General features: G+C 71.1%; 20 protein-coding genes. 11 read left to right on the forward strand and 9 right to left on the reverse strand.

The genetic code is table 11. From position 1 onward, the window contains the following. Positions 1-105: 105 nt before the first annotated feature. Positions 106-663, reverse strand: a complete 558-nt coding sequence (locus ACYVJ3_RS09280) for a signal peptidase I (RefSeq protein ID WP_460852638.1) — start codon at positions 661-663, stop codon at positions 106-108. Positions 664-704: 41 nt separating this feature from the next. Next, complete coding sequence (locus ACYVJ3_RS09285) at positions 705-1,235, reverse strand: TasA family protein (protein ID WP_460852640.1); 531 nt, start codon at positions 1,233-1,235, stop codon at positions 705-707. 173 nt (positions 1,236-1,408) lie between these two features. Between ACYVJ3_RS09285 and ACYVJ3_RS09290 the strand changes: the two genes are divergently transcribed. Beyond that, positions 1,409-3,385: a M3 family metallopeptidase gene (locus tag ACYVJ3_RS09290; protein ID WP_460852642.1), complete on the forward strand. Its 1,977-nt coding sequence runs from the start codon at positions 1,409-1,411 to the stop codon at positions 3,383-3,385. A 97-nt stretch (positions 3,386-3,482) separates the two neighbouring features. Here ACYVJ3_RS09290 and ACYVJ3_RS09295 read toward each other — a convergent pair whose 3' ends face one another. Then, complete coding sequence (locus ACYVJ3_RS09295; RefSeq protein WP_460852644.1) at positions 3,483-4,043, reverse strand: YceI family protein; 561 nt, start codon at positions 4,041-4,043, stop codon at positions 3,483-3,485. A gap of 203 nt (positions 4,044-4,246) precedes the next feature. Then, positions 4,247-4,378 carry a hypothetical protein gene (locus ACYVJ3_RS09300; protein ID WP_460852645.1) on the reverse strand — a complete coding sequence of 44 codons (132 nt, stop codon included), beginning with the start codon at positions 4,376-4,378 and terminating at the stop codon, positions 4,247-4,249. A 247-nt stretch (positions 4,379-4,625) separates the two neighbouring features. Between ACYVJ3_RS09300 and ACYVJ3_RS09305 the strand changes: the two genes are divergently transcribed. The 7 genes from ACYVJ3_RS09305 to ACYVJ3_RS09335 all read left to right on the forward strand — a co-directional run bounded on the left by ACYVJ3_RS09305 (position 4,626) and on the right by ACYVJ3_RS09335 (position 10,907). Next, on the forward strand, positions 4,626-4,889 hold the full coding sequence (locus tag ACYVJ3_RS09305; RefSeq protein WP_460852647.1) for a hypothetical protein: 264 nt from the start codon (positions 4,626-4,628) through the stop codon (positions 4,887-4,889). 10 nt (positions 4,890-4,899) lie between these two features. After that, positions 4,900-6,735: a glutamine--fructose-6-phosphate transaminase (isomerizing) gene (gene glmS, locus ACYVJ3_RS09310; RefSeq protein ID WP_460852648.1), complete on the forward strand. Its 1,836-nt coding sequence runs from the start codon at positions 4,900-4,902 to the stop codon at positions 6,733-6,735. 135 nt (positions 6,736-6,870) lie between these two features. Beyond that, positions 6,871-7,311, forward strand: a complete 441-nt coding sequence (locus ACYVJ3_RS09315; protein WP_460852650.1) for a hypothetical protein — start codon at positions 6,871-6,873, stop codon at positions 7,309-7,311. After that, a complete protein-coding gene (locus ACYVJ3_RS09320) occupies positions 7,308-7,796 on the forward strand; it encodes a hypothetical protein (protein WP_460852652.1) in 489 nt (162 codons plus the stop codon). Before ACYVJ3_RS09315 ends, ACYVJ3_RS09320 begins: the two co-directional genes overlap by 4 nt. Positions 7,797-7,860: 64 nt before the next feature. Further along, on the forward strand, positions 7,861-9,609 hold the full coding sequence (locus tag ACYVJ3_RS09325) for a DEAD/DEAH box helicase (protein ID WP_460852654.1): 1,749 nt from the start codon (positions 7,861-7,863) through the stop codon (positions 9,607-9,609). A gap of 18 nt (positions 9,610-9,627) precedes the next feature. Continuing rightward, the gene (locus ACYVJ3_RS09330; RefSeq protein WP_460852656.1) at positions 9,628-10,251 is read left to right on the forward strand and encodes an aggregation-promoting factor C-terminal-like domain-containing protein; all 624 of its coding nucleotides are present in this window, start codon (positions 9,628-9,630) and stop codon (positions 10,249-10,251) included. Next, positions 10,251-10,907, forward strand: a complete 657-nt coding sequence (locus ACYVJ3_RS09335; RefSeq protein WP_460852658.1) for a TetR/AcrR family transcriptional regulator — start codon at positions 10,251-10,253, stop codon at positions 10,905-10,907. The genes ACYVJ3_RS09330 and ACYVJ3_RS09335 overlap by 1 nt, the downstream gene beginning before the upstream one ends. Here ACYVJ3_RS09335 and ACYVJ3_RS09340 read toward each other — a convergent pair. Further along, positions 10,904-12,097: an oxygenase MpaB family protein gene (locus ACYVJ3_RS09340; protein ID WP_460852660.1), complete on the reverse strand. Its 1,194-nt coding sequence runs from the start codon at positions 12,095-12,097 to the stop codon at positions 10,904-10,906. The two genes, ACYVJ3_RS09335 and ACYVJ3_RS09340, sit on opposite strands and share 4 nt — an antisense overlap. A gap of 154 nt (positions 12,098-12,251) precedes the next feature. On the opposite strand from ACYVJ3_RS09340, the gene ACYVJ3_RS09345 reads away from it, so the two are divergent. After that, positions 12,252-14,150, forward strand: coding sequence for a penicillin-binding transpeptidase domain-containing protein (locus tag ACYVJ3_RS09345; protein WP_460852661.1), 1,899 nt, complete (start codon positions 12,252-12,254; stop codon positions 14,148-14,150). Positions 14,151-14,186: 36 nt separating this feature from the next. On the opposite strand, the gene ACYVJ3_RS09350 is transcribed toward ACYVJ3_RS09345, so the two are convergent. Further along, on the reverse strand, positions 14,187-14,834 hold the full coding sequence (locus tag ACYVJ3_RS09350; protein ID WP_460852663.1) for a pirin family protein: 648 nt from the start codon (positions 14,832-14,834) through the stop codon (positions 14,187-14,189). Between the two features lie 16 nt (positions 14,835-14,850). Between ACYVJ3_RS09350 and ACYVJ3_RS09355 the strand changes: the two genes are divergently transcribed. Beyond that, entirely contained in the window at positions 14,851-16,203 is a 1,353-nt protein-coding gene (locus ACYVJ3_RS09355; RefSeq protein WP_460852665.1) for a glycoside hydrolase family 1 protein, read from the forward strand. Here the strand turns inward: ACYVJ3_RS09355 and ACYVJ3_RS09360 are convergent. From ACYVJ3_RS09360 to ACYVJ3_RS09370, 3 genes are all read right to left on the reverse strand, one after another. After that, on the reverse strand, positions 16,196-17,338 hold the full coding sequence (locus ACYVJ3_RS09360) for a MalY/PatB family protein (protein WP_460852666.1): 1,143 nt from the start codon (positions 17,336-17,338) through the stop codon (positions 16,196-16,198). The genes ACYVJ3_RS09355 and ACYVJ3_RS09360 overlap by 8 nt on opposite strands. Before the next feature lie 70 nt (positions 17,339-17,408). Beyond that, the gene (locus tag ACYVJ3_RS09365) at positions 17,409-19,424 is read right to left on the reverse strand and encodes an FAD-dependent oxidoreductase (RefSeq protein ID WP_460852668.1); all 2,016 of its coding nucleotides are present in this window, start codon (positions 19,422-19,424) and stop codon (positions 17,409-17,411) included. Next, a complete protein-coding gene (locus ACYVJ3_RS09370; protein ID WP_460852670.1) occupies positions 19,417-19,965 on the reverse strand; it encodes a PadR family transcriptional regulator in 549 nt (182 codons plus the stop codon). The genes ACYVJ3_RS09365 and ACYVJ3_RS09370 overlap by 8 nt, the downstream gene beginning before the upstream one ends. A 75-nt stretch (positions 19,966-20,040) precedes the next feature. Here ACYVJ3_RS09370 and ACYVJ3_RS09375 point away from each other — a divergent pair, with 75 nt between their 5' ends. After that, a complete protein-coding gene (locus tag ACYVJ3_RS09375; protein ID WP_460852671.1) occupies positions 20,041-21,012 on the forward strand; it encodes an NADPH:quinone oxidoreductase family protein in 972 nt (323 codons plus the stop codon). Positions 21,013-21,233 lie beyond the last annotated feature (221 nt).

The raw sequence follows: 21,233 nt of genomic DNA on the forward strand, positions 1-21,233 counted from the left end.
AACTTGGAACCCCGGCCGAGGCGCTGAGGGGACTCGCGCGTCGGCCGGGGTGGAGAGAGGGGCCGCCTCGCCCCGCCCCACACCGGGCGAGACGGCCAGGTTCCGTCAGACGGGACCGGTTGCGCCGATCGATCCCCCCACGGAGACCTGGCGCGGGCGGGTCCGGAGACCGCTGACGAGCTCGACCAGGCTGAGCAGCGCGATGAGCGCGGCCGGGAGCCCGATCAGGAGCATCCGGTACTGGCGGTCCGCCAGCACGATCAACGCCCAGCCGACGTACGGCACGGAGGTCCGGACCACGTTCTGCTTGCTCGCGGTGAGCGAGAAGCTCCACGGGTCGGGCTTCGGGTTGGCATCGCCCTGGGTGCGCAGCACCTGGCGGCCGTGGGCGTCGTGCCCGATCTTGATGATCCGGTGGGTGACCAGCCAGGTGACCCCGCTGGAGGCCGGCGGCTGGTAGGTGATCACGTCGCCGACCTTCAGGTCGGCGGCCGTGACCTCCTTCTCGAACACCATGGAGCCCTTGTCGTAGGTCCCCGTCATCGATCCGCCCGTGATGACGTAGCGGGCGTAGCCGGTCAGGCTCGGCACGACGTACGCCGCTGCGACCAGGAAGGCCGCGACGAGGGTGAGGTTGACGGTCCAGCGGACGACGGTGCGCATGTTCAGGCTCGAATCACTGGTGGGTGGTCAGCGGTTGCTGATCACTGGTCGCTGGAGCCGCCGGCCAGCTGGACGGAGTCCCACTGGTACACGGCAGAGGCCGTCTTGGCCTGGTCCGCGTTGGGGGTGGCCGTGGCGAGCTTGACGGTGAAGACGAAGGTGTTGGCGACGTGCGAGGCGATGGTGCCGATGTCGGTCTTGGCGCCGTCGACCAGGCCGCCGAACGTGCCGGTGTAGACGTTGACGCCGGTCGTGGTGTCGGTGATCGACAGCGACAGGTTGTCGCCGGTGAAGCCGTTGCTCGAGGAGACCTCGGTGAGGCTGAAGGCGGCGGGCAGGCTGCCGGTGTTGGTCAGCGTGACGCTGCCGTTGAGGGTGTCGCCCGGCTTCATGTCGGCGAGGTTGAAGATCGCGGCGTTCGCCTTCGAGTTCGACTGGGTCAGGGTCCCGGAGGTCACGGCGCTGATCGTGTTGTTCGACTGCGAGGTGAAGGTCGCACCCGAGCCCACGGCGACCGCGGTGGCGGCAGCGGCGGTGGCGAGGGGGATGAGGACCTTGGTCGAGATGTTCATGCGAATGTCCTTGGAGTTCGAGGTTTGTCCGGGTCGTTTCCCGATGACCAGAACGCTAGGGAGGGCCGCGCCACGAGCGATCCACGTTGCGGAACCTCCCGTTCCACATTTCTCCACGGGTTCTCCACGGCTGATCCACAACCTCCACGGCACGGAAACGTAGGGTCGGGATCGTGACCCTCGAGCCCCTCTCGCTGCCCACCGACGCCGACTCCTGGGCCGAATGGCTCGAGGAGCGCGCCACGACCGAGCTCGACCGGGCGCGGACGCTGATCGAGCAGGTCCGTACGGCGGACCGCAGCGACCCGCTGCAGGTGGTGCGGCTCTGGGACCGCGCGACCGGCCACGTCGGGAATGCCGCCGCCGTCGGCTTCACCTTCGCCGAGGTGCACCCCAGCGCCGAGGTCCGCGAGCTGGCCGAACGGGTCGGCCAGGACGCCGTACGCCTGACCACGGCGTGGAGCCTGGACCGCGAGCTGTACGACGTCCTCGCCGCGCTCGACGAGACGCTGCTCGACGGCGACCCGCTCGCGCAGCGGATGCTGGCCAAGGTCCGTCAGGACTTCCGCCGCTCCGGCGTCGACCGCGACGACGCCACCCGCGCCCGGATCGCCGAGATCCAGGACCGGCTCGTCGAGCTGGACCAGGAGTTCGGCAAGGTGATCCGTGAGGACGTCCGGACGGTCCGGGTCGCGCCCGAGCGGCTCGCCGGCATGCCCGAGGACTGGCGCGAGGCGCATCCGGCCGGCGACGACGGGCTGGTCACGATCACGACCGACTACCCCGATGTCGTCCCGGTACGGACCTTCGCGCACGACCGCGCACTGCGCCACGACCTCGTCGCGGCCTTCCTCGACCGCGGCTGGCCCACCGCCGAGCCGCTCCTGACCGAGCTCTTCGACCTGCGGCAGGAGCTGGCCTCCGCGGTCGGCTACCCCGACTGGCCGTCGTACGACGCCGAGGTGAAGATGATCGGCTCCGGGTCCGCGATCCCCGAGTTCATCGACCGGATCGCCGCCGCCGCGCAGGAGCCGATGGAGCGCGACCTGGCCACTCTGCTCGAGGTCTACCGCCGCGACTTCCCCGACGCCACGACCATCGAGCAGCACGACTCGGCGTACTACCAGGAGGCCGTGCGCCGCGAGCGCTACGAGGTCGACGCGCAGCGGGTGCGCACCTACTTCGACTTCGCGAAGGTGCGCCAGGGTCTGCTCGACGTGACCGGCCGGTTGTTCGGGGTGCGCTACGAGCCGGTCCAGGTCGCCTCGTGGCACGAGGAGGTCACGGCGTACGACGTCTTCCGGGTCTCGACAGGCTCGACCACCGATGCCGGCTCGACCCAGGATCGGCTCGGCCGGATCCACCTCGACCTGCACCCGCGCGAGGACAAGTACAAGCACGCCGCGCAGTTCACGCTGGTCTCGGGCGTCGACGGCGAGCAGCTGCCCGAGGGCGTGCTGGTCTGCAACTTCTCCCGCGGCCTGATGGAGCACGACCACGTGGTGACGCTGTTCCACGAGTTCGGGCACCTGCTGCACCACGTCCTCGGCGGACAGGGCGACTGGCACCGCCTGTCCGGCGTCGCCACCGAGTGGGACTTCGTCGAGGCGCCCAGCCAGATGCTGGAGGAGTGGGCCTGGTACGCCGACGTGCTGCGGACCTTCGCGACCGACGCGGCGGGGGAGCCGATCCCGGTCGAGCTCGTCGCCGCGATGCGCGCCGGCGACGACTACGGCAAGGGGATCCAGGCGCGGACCCAGATGTTCTACGCCGCGGTGTCGTACTGGTTCCACGCCGATCGGGCCGGACGTGCCGACGGGCAGCCCACGGACCTGACCGCGCGGATGAAGGAGCTGCAGGCGCGCTACTCGCCGACGCCGTACCTCGACGGCACGCACTTCTTCGCCAGCTTCGGTCACCTCGCTGGCTACAGCTCGGCCTACTACACCTACATGTGGTCGCTGGTGATCGCGAAGGACATGTTCAGCGCCTTCGAGGCGGCCGGCGACCTGTTCGACGCCGAGGTCGCGAGCCGCTACCGCGACCGGGTGATCGGCCGCGGCGGCGAGAAGGACGCGGCGGACCTCGTCGCTGACTTCCTCGGCCGCCCGTTCTCCTTCGAGGCGTACGCCGCCTGGCTCGCCCGCTGAGTCGCTCCGGCGCCGGGGCTGACACGCGTTCGAGGGGTGCCCCGGAACCGGAGCACCCCTCGTTCAACCGACCGACCGCCCGTTCGGGCGGATCAGGTCAGGCGTTCTTGATCGCGCTGATGTCGAGCTCGAGCTTGATCTTCTCGGAGACGAGCACGCCGCCGGTCTCGAGCGCGGCGTTCCAGGTCAGGCCGAAGTCCTTGCGGTTGATCTCGGCGGCGCCCTCGAAGCCCACGCGGATGTTGCCGAACGGGTCCTTGGCCGAGCCGGTCTCCTCGAAGACGATGGTCAGCGGCTGGGTGACGCCGTGGACGGTGAAGTCGCCGGCGATGGTCCAGTCGGAGCCGTCGCGGGACACGGCGGTGGAGACGAACTTCCACTCCGGGAACTGCTCGGTGTCGAAGAAGTCGGCGGAGGCCAGGTGGCCGTCGCGGTCGGCCGAGCCGGTGGAGACCGACGCGGGCTTGATGGTGACCTCGACGGAGGAGGCGGCCGGGTTCTCGGCGTCGATGTGGGCGGTGGCGGACCAGTCGCTGAACTGGCCGCGGACCTTGGTGACGACCGCGTGGCGGGCCACGAAGCCGAGGCGCGAGTGCGCCGGGTCGAGGGTGTAGTCGCCGGTCAGGGTGTCGACGGCGGGGGTGGTCTGCTCGGTCATCGGGATCTCCTCGGAGTGGTGGTGGGGCTGCCGATCTCGGCAGATCGTTGAAACATCAATGACCATAGCGCTTCCGGGCAAGCAGGTATTCCGCTGGCGCTGAAATTGTTCGCGAACAGCTCGTGCCGGGACCGTGGGCTGGAAAAAGCGCCGCGGCCGCGAACCTCGAGGGTTCGCGGCCGCGGGCCGAAGATCGTGTGGTGTCAGGCGGCGTGGGTGGCCGACGCATGCGCCTGGCCGACCGTGATCCAGCACGCCTCCATGTGCTCGCGCCCCTGGGCGTCGGTCACCGGGAGCCAGCGCATCTCCAGATGCGGCTCGTTGCTGTCGTGCATGATCCACCTCCTGTTCACTTTCTGTTCACCAAGGTAGCACGGCCCCCACCCAGCGTCCAGAAACCGCGTCGGAGGCATGCCGAGTGCTCCACCTGGCTGGCTGAGTCCGGCTCCAGGCGCGCCAACCCCTCCACCTGAGCGGGAAAGATCCGATCGATGCGCGGCGCCCGCGCGGGTACCGCCTCGTTCTGCCCGAATGCGGGCAGGAAATGGACAAAGACCGCAAATCAGGATCAGGATCATCGCTGTGTCCGTCGATCCGCGCCTGCTGAGCCACGTCGTGGCCGGCACCGGCCTCTCCCCAGCGGAGGCCGAGCGGGTGGTCGAGGACGTCATCGCGTTCCTGCGCGAGCCGGTGGAGGACGTCGTACGCCGTCGTCACGTCGAGCTCAAGACGTACGGCGCGAAGAACGCCGACATCTTCACCACGCTCCAGGCCGAGCTGGCCGAGCGGGTCGTGGCGGCACCTCAGTTCTCGGAGCGGCAGCTACGCCGCATGATCTACGGATAGGGCGTCCTCCATGTGCGGCATCGTCGGCTACATCGGCAACCAGCAGGCAGCACCTCTGCTCCTGGAGGGCCTGGCGCGCCTCGAGCACCGCGGCTACGACTCGGCGGGTGTCGCGGTCGTCGGGCCGACCGGCGTCCGCGTGGCCAAGAAGGCCGGCCGGGTGCGCGACCTGGAGAACGGCCTGCCCAAGCGGTTCACCGGCAAGGCCGGCATCGGCCACACCCGCTGGGCCACGCACGGCCCCGCCAACGACGCCAACGCCCACCCGCACCTGAGTGCCGACGGCAAGGTGGCCGTCGTCCACAACGGCATCATCGACAACGCCGCGGCGCTGCGGCACGAGCTGGCCGACGCCGGCGTCGAGCTGACGTCCGACACCGACACCGAGGTGCTGGCCCACCTCGTGGCCCGCTCGACGGCCGAGACCCTCGAGGACAAGGTCGCCGACGCGCTCGGCCGGGTCGACGGCACGTACGGCGTCGCGTTCCTGCACGCCGACTTCCCCGACCGGATCGTGGTGGCCCGCAACGGCAGTCCGCTGATCATCGGGGTGGGCGACAAGGAGATGCACGTCGCCTCCGACCTGTCCGCGCTCGTCCGCTACACGACCACCGTCGCCCACCTCCACGACGGTGAGATGGCCACGGTCACGGCGACCGGCTTCACGACGTACCGACTCGGCGCCGGTGGCGCCGTCGAGGCCGCCGGCAACAAGGCGGTCACCGAGGTCGAGGTCGACCCCGAGGAGTACGACGCCGGCGACCACTCGTCGTTCATGCACAAGGAGATGCTCGAGCAGCCCGCTGTTGCCGAGCGCGTCCTGCGCGGCCGCCTCGACGAGCGCTTCGGCACCGGCCACCTCGGTGGCCTCAACCTGGAGACCCGGGACCTCCGCGCGTTCAAGCGCGTCAAGATCCTCGGCTGCGGGTCGGCGTACTACGTCGGCCAGATGGGCGCCGCCCTCATCGAGGAGCTGGTCCGCATCCCCGCCGACGCCGAGGCCGCCAGCGAGTTCCGCTACCGCAACCCGATCATCGAGCCGGACACGCTCTACGTCGCGGTCAGCCAGTCCGGCGAGACCATCGACACCCTCCTCGCGGTCCAGGAGGTACGCCGCAAGGGCGGCTTCGTCATCGGGCTGGTCAACGTGGTCGGGTCCGCGATCGCGCGTGAGGTCGACGGTGGCATCTACCTGCACGCCGGCCCGGAGGTCGCCGTCGCGAGCACCAAGGCGCTGACCAACTCCTTCCTGGGCTTCGCGATGCTGGCGCTGCAGCTCGGCCGCGTCCGCGACCTGTCCATCGCCGACGGCAAGCGGCTGATCAACGCCCTCACCAGGCTGCCCGAGCAGATCCAGGAGGTGCTCGCGCAGGAGGAGCAGCTCTCCGACGTCGCCAAGGTGCTCGCCCAGGCCGAGAGCCTGTTCTTCATCGGACGGGTGCGCGGCTTCCCGGTCGCGCGCGAGGGCGCGCAGAAGTTCAAGGAGATCAGCTACCGCCACGCGGAGGCCTACCAGACCTCCGAGCTCAAGCACGGCCCGTTGGCGCTGATCTCGACCGAGGTGCCGACCGTCGCGATCGTGCCCGAGGACGAGCTGGTCGAGCGCAACGTCGCCGCGCTCCACGAGATCGCCGCCCGTGGCGGCCCGCTGGTCGTGGTCACGCACCCGGCCGTGGACCTGGGGGAGGTCGCGTGCACCCGCATCGACGTACCGCGCAGCGAGCGCGAGCTGGACCCGATCCTGCTCACGATCCCGCTCCAGATGCTGGCCTACCGCGCTTCGCTGGCCCTCGGTCTGGACGTCGACAAGCCGCGCAACCTGGCCAAGTCCGTCACTGTGGAGTGACTCCGGCGGTGTCGGATCGCGACATGGGCGGACGCCATGTCGCGAGAACCCTCGCCAACCTGCTGTGACGGGCGTTACCGTCGGCCCAGCGATCCGTACGGCGGTCGCGGGACATGTGATGTGAGGGGGTCGGCCATGCGGTCGATGACGGGTGTGGTCCTGAGTGCGGTGCTGGCGCTCTCGCTCAGTGCGTGCGGCAGCGGCGACAAGGCCGCGAGCTCGGGGCTGCCGACCAAGAAGGAGTACTGCCAAGCGGCGCGTGCCCTGACCGGTCACCGGCCCGGACCGGCCACGATCGTGGAGAAGGTGCAGGACGTCGGCAACGACTCGCCCGGCGAGGTCGCCGGCAGCTGGCACAACATCGTGCAGGCCGTGATCATCTACGCCGGCGTCGCCAAGAAGGCCGTCCGCGATCCCGCGCACCCGCCGATCGGCCTGAACGCCGCCAAGACCAGGGCGCTCAACAAGCGACTGATCGAGACCGCTTGGCGCACCAACGTCAAGGTCGCGTTCCCCGACATCCGCAAGGTCACCAGCAACGTCTCCTCCGAGTGCGGCTTTAAGATCGCCCTGTGAGGTCCTTCGCTGCCCTGGCCATGGCCGGGGTGCTCGCCGGCGCGCTCGGCGCGTGCGGCGGCCACGACTCCAGCAAGGCCGCGGGCGACTCCTACTGCTCGCTGGCCAAGCAGGCCCCGGTCGCCGTACCCCAGCCTCCGGCCGGGGACCCCCAGCACCTCGACCTCGGTGCCATGAACAAGTGGCTGACCGACGCGGTGGCTCCGCTGCCCGGACGCACCGCCAAGATCGTCGCGGTCGCGCCTGACTCGGTGAAGACCGACTGGACCTCCATCCAGACCGCCCAGCAGGGCCTGGTGGACAACCTCGGCGACTTCCTCGACCCGGCCGCGTTCGCCACCTGGCAGGGGCTCCCCAAGCAGCAGCAGGCCGTCCAGTTCCTCACCAAGGTGCTGCAGCCGTTGGCCGACCTGGACCGGAAGGCGCCCGAGCGGATCAACGCCGAGGTCAAGAAGGACTGCGGTTTCGACCTCGGCCTGAAGTGAGCGTGACGGGACCCACCGCGTCGGCGAATGAGCACGTCGTGGTGCATTTCACTACCGTAGGAATGTGACTTCCCCCGACGACACCACCGAGGCCGCTCAGGCGACCACCACCTTCGCCGACCTCGGTCTCGGGCAGGACGTCCTCAAGGCGCTCGCGGCCGTCGGCTACGAGAGCCCTTCGGCGATCCAGGCCGAGACCATCCCGCACCTCCTCGCGGGCCGCGACGTGCTCGGTCTCGCGCAGACCGGAACCGGCAAGACGGCCGCGTTCGCGCTGCCGATCCTCGATCAGCTCGACCTCTCGCAGAAGACCCCGCAGGCGCTGGTCCTCGCGCCCACGCGTGAGCTCGCGATCCAGGTCTGCGAGGCGTTCGAGAAGTACGCCGCCCACTCGCGCGGCGTGAAGATGCTGCCGGTCTACGGCGGCCAGGCGTACGGCGTGCAGCTGTCGGCCCTGCGCCGTGGCGTGCACGTCGTCGTCGGCACCCCGGGCCGGATCATGGACCACCTCGAGAAGGGCACGCTGGACCTCTCCGAGCTGCGCTTCCTGGTCCTCGACGAGGCCGACGAGATGCTCAACATGGGGTTCGCCGAGGACGTCGAGACGATCCTCAAGGACACCCCGAAGGACAAGCAGGTCGCGCTGTTCTCGGCCACCATGCCGAACCAGATCCGCAAGCTCTCGCAGACCTACCTGAACAACCCCACCGAGGTCACGATCGAGCGCAAGACGCGCACCGCTGACAACATCCGTCAGCGCTACCTGATCTCCAGCTACCCGCAGAAGGTCGACGCGCTCACCCGCATCCTCGAGGTCGAGAACTTCGAGGCGATGATCGTCTTCGTCCGCACCAAGAGCGAGACCGAGCTGCTCGCCGAGAAGCTGCGTGCGCGCGGCTACGGCGCGGCCGCGATCAACGGTGACGTCGCCCAGGTCCAGCGCGAGCGCACGGTCAACCAGCTCAAGTCCGGCAAGCTCGACATCCTGGTCGCCACCGACGTCGCCGCCCGCGGCATCGACGTCCCGCGGATCACCCACGTCGTCAACTACGACATCCCCACCGACACCGAGGCCTACGTCCACCGCATCGGCCGCACGGGCCGGGCCGGTCGCTCCGGTGACGCGATCTCCTTCATCACCCCGCGCGAGCGCTACCTCCTCAAGCACATCGAGAAGGCCACCCGCTCCACGCTGGAGCAGATGCAGCTGCCGAGCGTCGAGGACGTCAACGAGACCCGCCTCGCCCGCTTCGACGACCAGATCACCGAGGCGCTGGGCAACCCGCAGATCGACTTCTTCCGCGACGTGGTGAGCCACTACATCAAGGAGCACGACGTCCCCGAGGTCGACGTGGCCGCCGCGCTCGCCATCGCGATGCAGGGCGAGACCCCGCTCCTGCTCTCGCCCGAGGCCGAGCAGACCCGCCAGCGCCGCGAGCACGAGGACCGCGACAACCGTGGCGCCCGCGACCGCGGCGACCGTCCCGACCGCGGCGACCGTGGCGACCGCCCGCAGCGCGACCGCGCTCCGCGATCGGGTGCCCCGCTGGCGGCGTACAAGATCCAGGTCGGCAAGCGCCACCGCGTCGAGCCCCGCATGATCGTCGGCGCGCTCGCCAACGAGGGTGGCCTGGACCGTCGCGACTTCGGCCGGATCACCATCCGTGGCGACTACTCCATCGTCGAGCTGCCCGCGAAGCTCTCTCCCGAGGCGTGGGAGAAGCTCAAGGAGACCCGCATCAGCGGCAAGCAGATCGAGCTCGCTCGTGACTACGGCCCGTCGCAGGGCGGCTCGCGCAAGCCCCGCGACTGACCCTGGTAGACAACTCCCGTGACCTCGGGGGAGAAGCAGCACCCAGCCAGCGTGGCCGGCATCGCCGGGCTCGCGGTGCTGGTGGTCGTGCTGCTGGTCGCCGCGGTGAGGTACGGCGCGGTCACCGGTGACGAGGTCGCCGACCCGCCCGCGCACACCCTTCCGCCGGCGGCGGTGCCTCCGGGCTCGGTCGTGTCGACCACTGCCGAGCGCCCGCACGGCAAGAAGCAGGGCGCGACCGAGAAGGTCCCGCGGGCGGTGATCCTGCGCCAGCTGGCGCGCGTCGCCGAGCGGATCGCCAACCACATGCCGATGCCGACGACGCCGGCCGAGGTCCGGCCGGGGTCCAACCAGGCGCTGGGCTACTCGCTGCTCATCGAGTTCGGCTTCGACAAGAGCCAGTGGCCCTACCTCAACGCGCTCTGGAACCGCGAGTCCGGCTGGAACCAGCTCGCCGAGAACAAGTCGTCGGGGGCGTACGGCATCCCGCAGTCGCTGCCCGGGACCAAGATGGCCGTCGTCGGCCCCGACTGGCGCACCAATCCCGAGACCCAGATCAAGTGGGGCCTGGCCTACATCTCCGCCCGCTACGGCAACCCGCAGGGCGCCTGGGCACACAGCCAGCGGTTCGGCTGGTACTGATGGCCAAGCTGTCCGGTCCCCGCGAGCCGGCGGTCCTCGCCGCCCTGCGGCAGGGGCCCGAGGTGTCGGCGGAACCGGTCGACGAGATCGGCAGCCGCATCGTGGTGGCGGCCCACGACCTGATCTGTCGTCAGGGCGTCCAGCGGACGACCATGGACCAGGTCGCGACGGAGGCCGGCATCACCCGCATCACGGTCTACCGCAGGTTCGCGAGCAAGGATGACCTCGTCGTCCACGTCGTCCGCGCCGAGCTGCGTCGCTACTTCGAGCAGTTCCGCGCCGACGTGGCGCCCGGCGCCACCGCCGGCGAGCGGCTGGTCCTCGGCTTCACCAGCTCCGTGCGCACGATGCGCAGCAGCCCCGTCCTCGCCGGCCTCGGTCGCGACGACGACGGCGCCGCGATGTACGCCGTCCTCTCGGACGGCTCGTTGCACGCCGCCGTCCACGCCTTCGTGGTCGCCCAGCTGCGCTCGGAGCAGGCGGCGGGAGCGATCGCAGCGGGGGTCGACGTCGACCTCGCGGCGGACGTGATGGTGCGCTTGTGCACCTCGCTGCTGCTGACGCCGAGCGACGCGGTCGACGTCGAGGACGAGGGCGACCTGCGGCGGGTCGCCGAGCGGGCCCTGCTGCCGTTGCTCGACCTGCCCGCCCGCTAGAAGCTGGTGCGGTTCCCGTCCGGGACGACGATGTCGATCTTCTGCCCGCTGGAGAGGTAGAACAGGGCGCCCTGGCGGAGGAACTCGTCGAACAGGTTGTAGACGTCCGGCATCAGCGGCAGGTTCAGGCCAGCCGACCGCAGCGCGATGAAACCGGGCCAGCCCAGCGCGATCGACTCGTCCTGCACGGGGTGACGCGGAAGGCCGAGCAGGTCGGCGTACGTGCTGCCCAGGACGTAGCGCGTCATCGACTCGAGCATCGGCCGCGAGGCGAAGCCGCCGTCGACGCTGGAGCCGAGGTTGACCAGGACCTGCGCGAGCTTGAGGCCCTCGGACGTCGGAGCGATCACGGGGGTGAGCAGCTCGTCCCGCTGGGCGAACGCGTCCGCCCAGGTGGCCGGGATGAACTGGTCCTGGATGCCGAGCAGGTGTGCGGAGACCTGCCAGAGGTGGAGGTACGCCGACTTCTCGGCTGCCGTCATCGGCACCTTCCACCTCTCCAGGTTGGCCATCACCGTCGAGGCGAGGCTGTGCCAGGTGATGAGCAGGTCGCGCTGGCTGATCGGCGTGGTCTGGTCGGCGGTGGGTCGCCAGTACGGCGACGACGGCAGCAGGTTGCGCACGGCGGCGTGCACCAGCCGGGTCTTGACGGCCGTGACGACCATCGAGCCGGCGGCGTCGTAGGCGTTGATCGCGCCGATGTCGTAGCCGAGCTTGGCGGTCTTGGCGATGCGGTCCTTCATGTTCGCGCCGCCGCGGGAGCAGTAGACCGCCCGCGCCTCGTGCGGGATCAGGCAGCTCATCATGCCGCTGCCCATGCCGTAGAGGACCGCGATGACGTCGCCCTGACGCTTGTTGAACTGGGCCGCCGCGACGAGCTTGGCCGGGTCGGCCCACGCGGGGAGCTGGCGGGCCGCCGCCACGAACTCGGCCACGTCGGGCGGGGTCGCGGCCGGCACGGCGTCGGAGTTCTTCTGCCAGCCGGCCAGCGCCGCGTTGACCTCGGCGACGCCGCCGCGGGCCAGCACGGCGGCGACGAGGGTGTCGGCCGGGTCGTCCCAGACCCAGGCCGGATCGGTGGTCGTGGTGCTGCCGGCGATCGAGCCCGACGACGACCAGCTCCACGCGCGTGGCGCGCCGGTCAGCTCGAGGGCGCCGAGGGCCCCGAGCGCGGAGGTGCTCGTCAACATCCGACGCCTCGTCATGCCTGCCATGGGTCGCCCACCTCGCCTCGTGATACAAATCATGCGCATTTGTATCTCCAGGGAGATCACAACACGAGTCGGGCGCGACCGCAAGAGCGCCGGACGAGCCGGGTCGGTGCCGGCTGGTAGAACCGACGGCATGCGGCAGATCTCGGCGGCCCTGACCCTCACCCTCGCCTGCGGGCTCGGCCTGAGCGCGTGCGGAGGGTCCGGTGCCGCCCCCGGTACGACGACCGCGGACGCGCTCGCCGCCGCGCTGTCGTCGGCCGCGGTGCCGCAGGCGGCCGCGTTCGCGGACGTGCCGTTCGACGGCACGACCGCCGCGGCCGTGGCCAAGGACTATGCGACGGTCGTCGACGGGATGGACGGCATCGAGCCGTCGGTCTCGGTGGCCTCCGTCGACGACGGGCCCCACGGCAAGCAGGCGACCCTGCAGTGGTCGTGGGCGGTCGTCGACGGTCAGCAGCCGTGGAGCTACACCTCCACGGTCCGCCTGGTGCAGGACGGATCGCGCTGGGCGGCGAGGTGGGCCCGCAGCGACGTCGCGCCGAAGCTCGGCCCTGGCGACGTCCTCAACGCGCTCACCCTGCCCGCGAGGCGTGGGGCGATCCTCGGCGCCCACGGCAAGGCGCTGGTCCAGGACCGGCCGGTCGAGCACATCGGCATCGACCGGTCCCGCGTGCCGGTGGCGCAGGCGGTCACGTCCGCCCGCGCGCTGGCCGGGCTGGTCGGGATCGACGCGCCGGCGTACGTCAAGGCCGTGCGGGCCGCGGGGGCGAAGGCCTTCGTCGAGGCGATCACCTACCGCAAGGGCGAGGTGCCGGGGCCGGTCTCGCACGCGTCGCTGCCCGGTCTGCTGACCGTCGCGGGCTCGCTGCCGCTGGCGCCGACCAAGGAGTTCGCCGCGCCGATCCTGGGCCGGGTCGGGTCGGTGACCGCCGACCAGATCAAGGCCGACCCGTCGCTGAAGGTGGGCGACCAGGCCGGCCTGTCCGGGCTCCAGGCGCGCTACGACAAGGACCTGCGGGGGACCGCCGGGCGCCAGGTGCGGATCGAGACCCCGGGCACCACCGCGCCGCCGCGCACCGTGTTCCAGGTGGGCGCGAAGCCGGGCAAGCCGCTGCGGCTCAGCCTGGACCAACGGCTCCAGGAGAAGGCCGAGTCGCTGCTCGCCGGCGTACGACCGGGGAGCGCGCTGGTCGCCATCCGGCCCAGCGACGGCGCGATCCTCGCCGCCGCCAACGGGCCGGGCGACGGCGGGCAGGACCTGGCGACCTATGGCCGGTTCGCGCCGGGCTCGACCTTCAAGATCGTCAGCTCCCTGGCGCTGCTGCGGGCCGGGCTGACGCCGCGGTCGTCGGTCTCGTGCCCCGCGACGACGAGCGTGGACGGCAAGGGCTTCAAGAACGACCGCGACTTCCCGCCCGGCTCGATCGGCACCATCTCGCTGAGCCAGGCGCTCGCGCAGTCCTGCAACACCGCCTTCATCGGCCAGCGGTCGAAGGTCACCGACGGTGCGCTGGCCGCGGCGGCCGCCACGCTCGGCATCGGCGTCGACCACGATGCGGGCTTCCCGGCGTACTTCGGGCAGGTGCCGGCGCCCGCCAGCGAGACCGAGGCGGCCGCCGACCTGATCGGTCAGGGGAAGATCCTCGCCTCACCGATGGCCGTCGCCACCGAGATGGCCTCCGTGGTGGCCGGTCACACGGTCGTCCCACACCTGCTGGACTCGGTGCGCCCGAAGGCCCCGTCCGACGCGAAGCCGCTGACCGCCGCCGAGGCCACGCAGCTGCGCGCGATGCTCCGTGACGTCGTGGAGACGGGCACCGGCCGCGGGCTGCTCGAGGTGCCGGGACCGCCGGTCATCGCGAAGACCGGCACCGCCGAGTTCGAGGCGGGCTCGGGCACCGGCACGCACGCCTGGATGGTCGCCGGCCAGGGCGACCTCGCGGTCGCGGTCTTCGTCGACGTCGGCATCACCGGCGCGCAGACGGCCGGCCCGATCCTGCGGGACTTCCTGACGGCCGCTCGCGGCTAGGGTTTCGATACGGCCTCGGCTGGCGCCTCGGCCTACTCAACCACCGAAATTCCAGACCAGCAGGTCGGTGGGGACACCGGCCTGCACGTCGTACGCCGGCTCGTCGGTGAGCAGGAGCGCGTCGCCGGCCTGGAGCGGCTCGGCGAGGCTGAAGCGCAGCAGGGCGCCGGAGGCGACGAACGCGTGGACGCGGCGAGCTGCCGGGAGGGTGAACGTCTCGCCCGCCTCCAGGTGGACGGGGGTGAAGGTGGCGTCGCCGTCGGCGAGCGGGACCGTGAGTGGGCCGGTGCCGGTCTGGTAGACCGACTCGGGCGACTCGTCCGCGCGCAACCACACCTGGATGAACCGGCACGGGCCGTCGGCGGACGCGTGCTCGGAGTGGTCGATGCCGGCGCCGGCCGTCAGCCAGCCCCAGCTGCCGGCCTCGACCTCGACCGTCGCGCCGGAGGAGTCGGCGTGCACGAGCGAGCCGCTGACGACCCACGACACGATCTCCAGCCCGCTGTGCCGGTGCTGCTCGAAGCCCTGCCCGGAGCCGAGCAGGTGCTCGTCGTGGCAGACCATCGGACCGAAGTCGAGACGGTCGGCGTCGTAGTGCTCGCCGAAGGCGAAGGAGTGCAGCGTGCGGCGCCCCTGCTCGCGGTCGGTGAAGCGGTGCGTTCCCCTGCGGATCTCGACGGTCACGTGGGACATTGTGCCCGTGCAAGCAGGGCCCCCCGGGGGGCGGTTCCCGTCGTACTTCGACTTCGGCGTGGTCACGGCCGCCGCGGCCGTCGAGGGCGCCTCGGGGCCGCTCGAGCGGGGCCGCCACGTGTGGGACACGTACGCCGACCGGCCCGGCCGGATCCTCGACGGCTCCAGTGCCGCGGTCGCGTGCGACCACACCCGCCACCTGGCCGAGGACCTCGACCTCGTGGCCGGACTCGGGGTGTCGTCGTACCGCTTCTCCATCGGGTGGTCCCGGGTCATGCCCGAAGGCCGGGGGAGGGTCAACGCCGAGGGCCTGGACTTCTACGACCGCCTCGTCGACGGGCTGCTCGAGCGCGGCGTGAACCCGGTCGCCGTGCTGCACCACTGGGACCTCCCGCAGGCGCTCGAGGACCGCGGCGGCTGGCTGGCCCGCGACACGGCCGACGCGTTCGCGGAGTACGCGGCCGTGGTGGCCGCGCGCCTCGCCGACCGCGTCCATGCCTGGGTGCCGATCGCCGAGCCGGCCGCCGTCGCGATGATGGGCTACGGCCTCGGCGAGCACGCGCCGGGTCGCCGCCTGCTCTTCGACTGCATGCCGGCCGTCCACCACCTCCTGCTCGCCCACGGTCGAGCGGTGCAGGTGCTGCGGGCCGCGGGCGCGACCTCGGTCGGCTGCGTGAACGCGCACGCGCCGGTCTGGCCCGCGTCGGTGGCCGAGGAGGACATCGCCGCCTCCAAGCTGTTCGACTCGATCTGGAACCTGATCCTGCTCGAGCCGATGGTGCTCGGCCGCTACCCCGAGGACATCGCGCCGATCTTCGAGGAGCTGACGCAGCCCGGTGACCTCGAGACGATCCGGCAGCCGCTCGACTTCTACGGCGTGAGCTACTACGGCCCGCACCGCATCGGCGCCGCCCGCGACGGCTCCGACTCGCCGCTCGAGCGGATCGAGATCCAGGGCTACGAGCGGACGCTGTCGGGCTGGCCGGTCGTCCCGGCGGCGCTGGGTGACTGGCTGGAGATGGCCACGATCAGGTACGGCGACGTGCTCCCGCCGTTCGTGATCGCCGAGTGCGGCGCCGCGTTCCCCGACCCGATCGGGCCGGCGGGCATCGTCGACGACCAGCGCCGGATCGCGTTCCTCGCCGAGCACCTCGCGGCGGTCGCGGCGGCGATCGGGTCCGGGGTCGACGTACGCGGCTTCTGGGTGTGGTCCCTGCTCGACGGGTGGGAGTGGGACGACGGCCTGGTGACGCCGTTCGGGCTGGTGCACGTCGACCACACCACGCAGGTGCGTACGCCGAAGGCGTCGTACGCCTGGTTGCGCGACCTCATCGCCGCGCACCGCAACGTGCTCAGCTGAGCGCGCTCGCGACCCTCTCGACGATCGCGGTCAGCCGCTCCGGGCTGGTCGCGATGTTCAGGCGGGCGTGGCCGGTCAGGCCGGGGTGGTAGTCGTGGCCCGGCGCGAGCCGGACCCGGCCCCGGGCGAGCGCGACGTCGGCCGGGTCGTCGTGGCCGTAGGCCCGCAGGTCCAGCCAGGCGAGGTACGTCGCCTCCAGCGGGCGCATGCGCGCGAGCGGGAGGTGCTGCGCGAGCAGCTCGGTGAGCAGGTCGCGCTGGGCCGCCAGCCGCTCGACGAGGGAGGCGAGCCAGTCGTCGCCCTCGGCGTACGCCGCGATCGCGCCGACCACGCCGAGAGGGGACCACGAGTCGTTGCGCGCCATCGGCAGGGAGCGGATCCGGTCGCGGCTCGCGGCGTCGCCGGTGACGAGCTGGGCGCAGCGCAGGCCCGGCGTGTTGAACGCCTTGCTCGCCGCGACGACCGCGATCGCGTGATCGGCGGTGCCGTCGAGGGAGAGGTACGGGGTGTGATGGGGCGCGCCGGCCAGGACCAACGGCGCGTGGATCTCGTCGACGACGACGCGGGCGCCGTGCTTGACCACCACGTTGCGGATCCCCTCGAGCTCGTGGCGGGTGAGCACCCGGCCCCACGGGTTGTGGGGGTTGGTCAGCAGCAGCGTGCGCGCGCCCTGCCCGAGGAGGTGGTCGAGCTGGTCGAGGTCGACCTCGGCGCGATCGGCATCGGCGTCTACGACCAGGTCGACCCGCTCGCGGCCGGTGACCCCGGCGATGTCGATCAGCGGCGGGTATCCCGGCAGCGTCATCACCACGGGGCCGGGCTCGCTGAACGCATCGAGGGCGACGCGCACGCCGGCCGTCACGTCCACCGTGGGGATGACCTGGGTCGGGTCGACGGTGTGGCCGAAGTGGCGGTCGGCGAACCCGGCGTACGCCTCACCGAGGGGGCCGCCGAGGGCGAAGTCCGGGTAGCCGGTCATCCCGTCGGCGACCGCTCGCTGCACCGCCTCGCTGATCACCGGCGCGATCGCGTAGTCCATCTCGGCGACCCACGCCGGCAGCACGTCGTCGGGGACCTGCCCCCACTTGCACGGCAGCGCGCGTCGCGCCTCGGCGTCGGTCAGGTCGCGGATCATGTCCCGACCCTACAAACGTCTCGTCTCACTGAGAGTGACCTCCAGGTCACTCCCAGTGAGACGAGAGGCATCAGAGCGCGGCGGCCAGCTCCGTGCCCTGCTTGATCGCGCGCTTGGCGTCGAGCTCGGCCGCGAAGTCCGCGCCACCGATCACGTGGCGGCCGTCGGCGACGAGGTCGCGGACCGACTCCTGGCCGGCGCAGATGACGACGTGGTCGACGTCGAGCACCTGCTGCGTCGTGGTGCCGTCCTTGTCGGTGATGGTGAGGTGCAGGCCGGCGTCGTCGATCAGGTCGTACGACGCACCGGTGACCTGGTGCACGCCGTCCTGCTTGAGGTGGGCCATGTGCGCCCAGCCCGACGTCTTGCCGAGGTCCTTGCCGATGCGCGACGTCTTGCGCTGGAGCAGCCACACCTCACGCGCCGGGGTGCGCGGCTTCGGCTCGGTCAGGCCGCCGGCGTCGAGCTGCGGGTTGCCGACGCCCCAGTGGGCCTTCCACTCCTCGAGGGTCTCGTCCTCGTGCGTCAGGAAGACCGACATGTCGACGCCGATCCCGCCGGCGCCGATCACCGCGACCCGCTTGCCCGGGACGACGCGGCCGTCGAGGACCTCGGCGTACGACACCGCCTTGGGGTGGTCGATGCCCTTGATGGCGGGCATCCGCGGCTCGACGCCGGTGGCCACGACGACCTCGTCGTACGCCGCGAGGGCGGCGTCGTCCGCGACGGTGTTGAGCCGCACGTCGACACCGAGGACCTCGAGGCGGCGGGTGAAGTAGCGGACCGTCTCCTTGAAGTCCTCCTTGCCGGGGACCTGCATGGCGAGGCGGAACTGGCCGCCGATCTCGCTGTTCTTCTCGAACAGGGTGACCGCGAGGCCGCGCTCGGCGGCGGAGACCGCGGCGGACAGGCCGGCGGGGCCGGCACCGACGACGGCGACCGTCTTCCTGGTGCGCGTCGGGGCCAGGACCAGCGTGGTCTCGTTGCAGGCCATCGGGTTGACCAGGCAGGAGACCTTCTTGTTCTTGAAGGCGTGGTCGAGGCAGGCCTGGTTGCAGGCGATGCAGGTGTTGATCTCGTCGGCGCGACCCTCGGCGGCCTTGTTGACCAGGTGCGCGTCGGCGAGGAACGGACGGGCCATCGAGACCGCGTCCGCCTGGCCGTCGGCCAGGATCTGCTCGGCCATCTCGGGGCTGTTGATCCGGTTGGAGGCGATCACCGGGACGGTCACGTGCGGCTTGAGCGCGGCGGTCGAGTCGACCCACGCGCCCGGGGGGACCTGGGTGATGATCGTGGGGACACGCGCCTCGTGCCAGCCGATGCCGGTGTTGAAGATGTCGACGCCGGCCTGCTCGAGCTCCTTGGCGAGGGTGACGATGTCGTCCCACTGCTGGCCACCGTCGACCAGGTCGAGCAGGGAGATCCGGTACTGCAGGATGAAGTCGGGGCCCACCAGCTCGCGGGTCGCCTGCACGATCTCGATCGGGAACCGCATGCGGTTCGCCGCGCTGCCGCCGTACTTGTCGGTGCGCCTGTTGGTGCGCTCGGCGAGGAACTGGTTGATCAGGTAGCCCTCGGAGCCCATGATCTCGACGCCGTCGTACCCGGCCTTCTGCGCGAGCCAGGCCGAGCGGGCGAACGCCCTGACGGTCTGCTCGACGCGCTTGGTCGACATCGCCTTCGGCTTGAACGGGTTGATCGGCGCCTTGATCGCGCTGGGGGCCAGGCTGAACGGCTGGTAGGAGTAGCGGCCGGCGTGCAGGACCTGCATCAGGATCTTGCCGCCGTGGGCGTGCACCGCGTCGGTGATCGCGCGGTGGTGGTGGGCGTCGCGGCGGGTGCGCATCCCGCCGGCCAGCGGCTTGACCCAGCCCTGCCACTCCGGTGCGTAGCCACCGGTCACGATGAGGCCGACGCCGCCCTTGGCGCGCTCGCCGAAGAACGCCGCCTGCTTGGCGGTGTTCGCGATGCTGTCCTCCAGGCCGGTGTGCATGGAGCCCATCACCACGCGGTTGCGCAGCTCGGTCGTGCCGACCTTGAGCGGGCTCAGCAGGTGGGGGTAGTGGGCGTTCACGGTGTCAGGCATGGTGGCGGTTCTCCCAGGTGGTGAGATATTCGGTGAGCCAGGCGATCTGCCCCTCCTCGAGGAGCAGGCCGCCGCGCAGGACGAGGTACTGGTCGAGCGTGAGGTCGTCGAGGCGGCCGGGCCCGTCGGGGTAGTCGCGCTTCATCAGCTGTCGGTAGAGGTCGAGGCGGACCTGGTGGTCGGCGAGCCGGTCGCGCACGCTGCTCAGCACCGCCGCACGGTCGCCGAAGGAGGCGCCGCGGAGCTTGACCGCGAGCTCGCTGCGGGTCGCGGGCTCCTTGCTGGGGGCGGCCAGCCAGGTGGCCAGCTCGGCCTTGCCGGCCGGCGTGACGGCGTACATCTTCTTGTCGGGCTTGCCCTGCTGGGCGACCGTCTCGACGCTCACCCAGCCGTCGGCCTCCATGCGCGCGAGGACGCGGTAGATCTGCTGGTGGGTCGCGGACCAGAAGTAGCCGATGGACCGCTCGAAGCGCCGCGACAGCTCCAGGCCGGACGACGGGCGCTCGCGCAGGGCGACGAGCAGCGCGTGTTCCAGGGCCATGGGATCAGTGTGGACCACCTATGCAACGAGTTGCAAGGTGGCGTACGTCGCGTTGCCGGCCGCTAGGTTCGGCCCATGCGCGCCGTACGAGTCAATGCCACGTCTGGTCCCTCTGCCGACACCGTCGTCGTCTCCGACGTGGAGGCGCCCGAGCCCGCCGACCATGAGGTGCTGATCCGCGTGGAGGCGTGCGGGGTGTCGTTCCCGGACCTCCTGATGACCAAGGGCGAGTACCAGTTCAAGCCGCCGATCCCGTACACGCCCGGCGTCGACGGTGCCGGGGTCGTCGTCTCCGGCGGATCGCTGGCTCCCGGGACGCGTGTGTGCGCGGTGAGTGTCGGTGGCTTCGCCGCGGAGTACGCCGTCGCGCCCGCCGACTGGGTGTTCCCGCTGCCCTCGTCGCTCTCCTTCGAGGAGGGCGCCGCGATGCCGATGAACTACATGACCGCGCTGTTCGTGCTGGCCGAGCGCGCCGGGCTGGTGGCCGGGGAGACGGTGCTGGTCAACGGTGCCTCCGGTGGCGTCGGTACGGCGACCCTCCAGGTCGCTCGTGCGCTGGGTGCTCGGACGATCGCGGTGGTCTCGTCGGCGTCGAAGGCGGAGTTCGCCCGGTCGGTCGGGGCGGACGAGGTCGTGCTGCTCGACGGCTTCCGCGACGCCGTGAAGGAGCTGACCGGTGGTCGCGGTGTCGACGTGCTCGTCGACGTGGTCGGCGGCGACATCTTCACCGACTCCCTGCGCTGCCTGGCCAAGCAGGGCCGGTTGATGGTCGTCGGCTTCGCCGCCAGCACCGGCATCCCCGAGGTGAAGGTGAACCGCCTGCTGCTCAACAACACCGATGTCCGCGGTGCGGCGTGGGGCGAGCACGCCTTCAGCCACCCCGGGTACATGCAGCAGCAGTGGAAGCAGCTGGTGCCGATGATCGAGTCGGGTGTGGTGAAGCCGCCGATCGGCCGGACCTTCGGGCTGGCCGGCTTCGTGGATGCCCTCGCCGAGATGGACTCCCGCGGCACGCTGGGCAAGTCCGTCGTCCTGCCGGGGGAGTAGGGCCTTCGTCGTCGGTCCAGTCGTCCGAGGCGCTGGCCGGGGCGTCGTCGTGGTCGGTGGCGTATCGACCCAGCGCCTTCCCTGGTCGATGACTTCTCGGGTCGGTGTGGCGGCCGCGCGTAGCGCGCCGCTCCCCGCCGTCAAGGACGCCTTCGGCGCCGCTGCGCGGTCGCTTCGCGATCCTTGACTGCGGGGCCCTGGCGGCGCGCTGGTGGCGCGGG

The sequence above is a fragment of the Nocardioides montaniterrae genome (assembly GCF_054782655.1).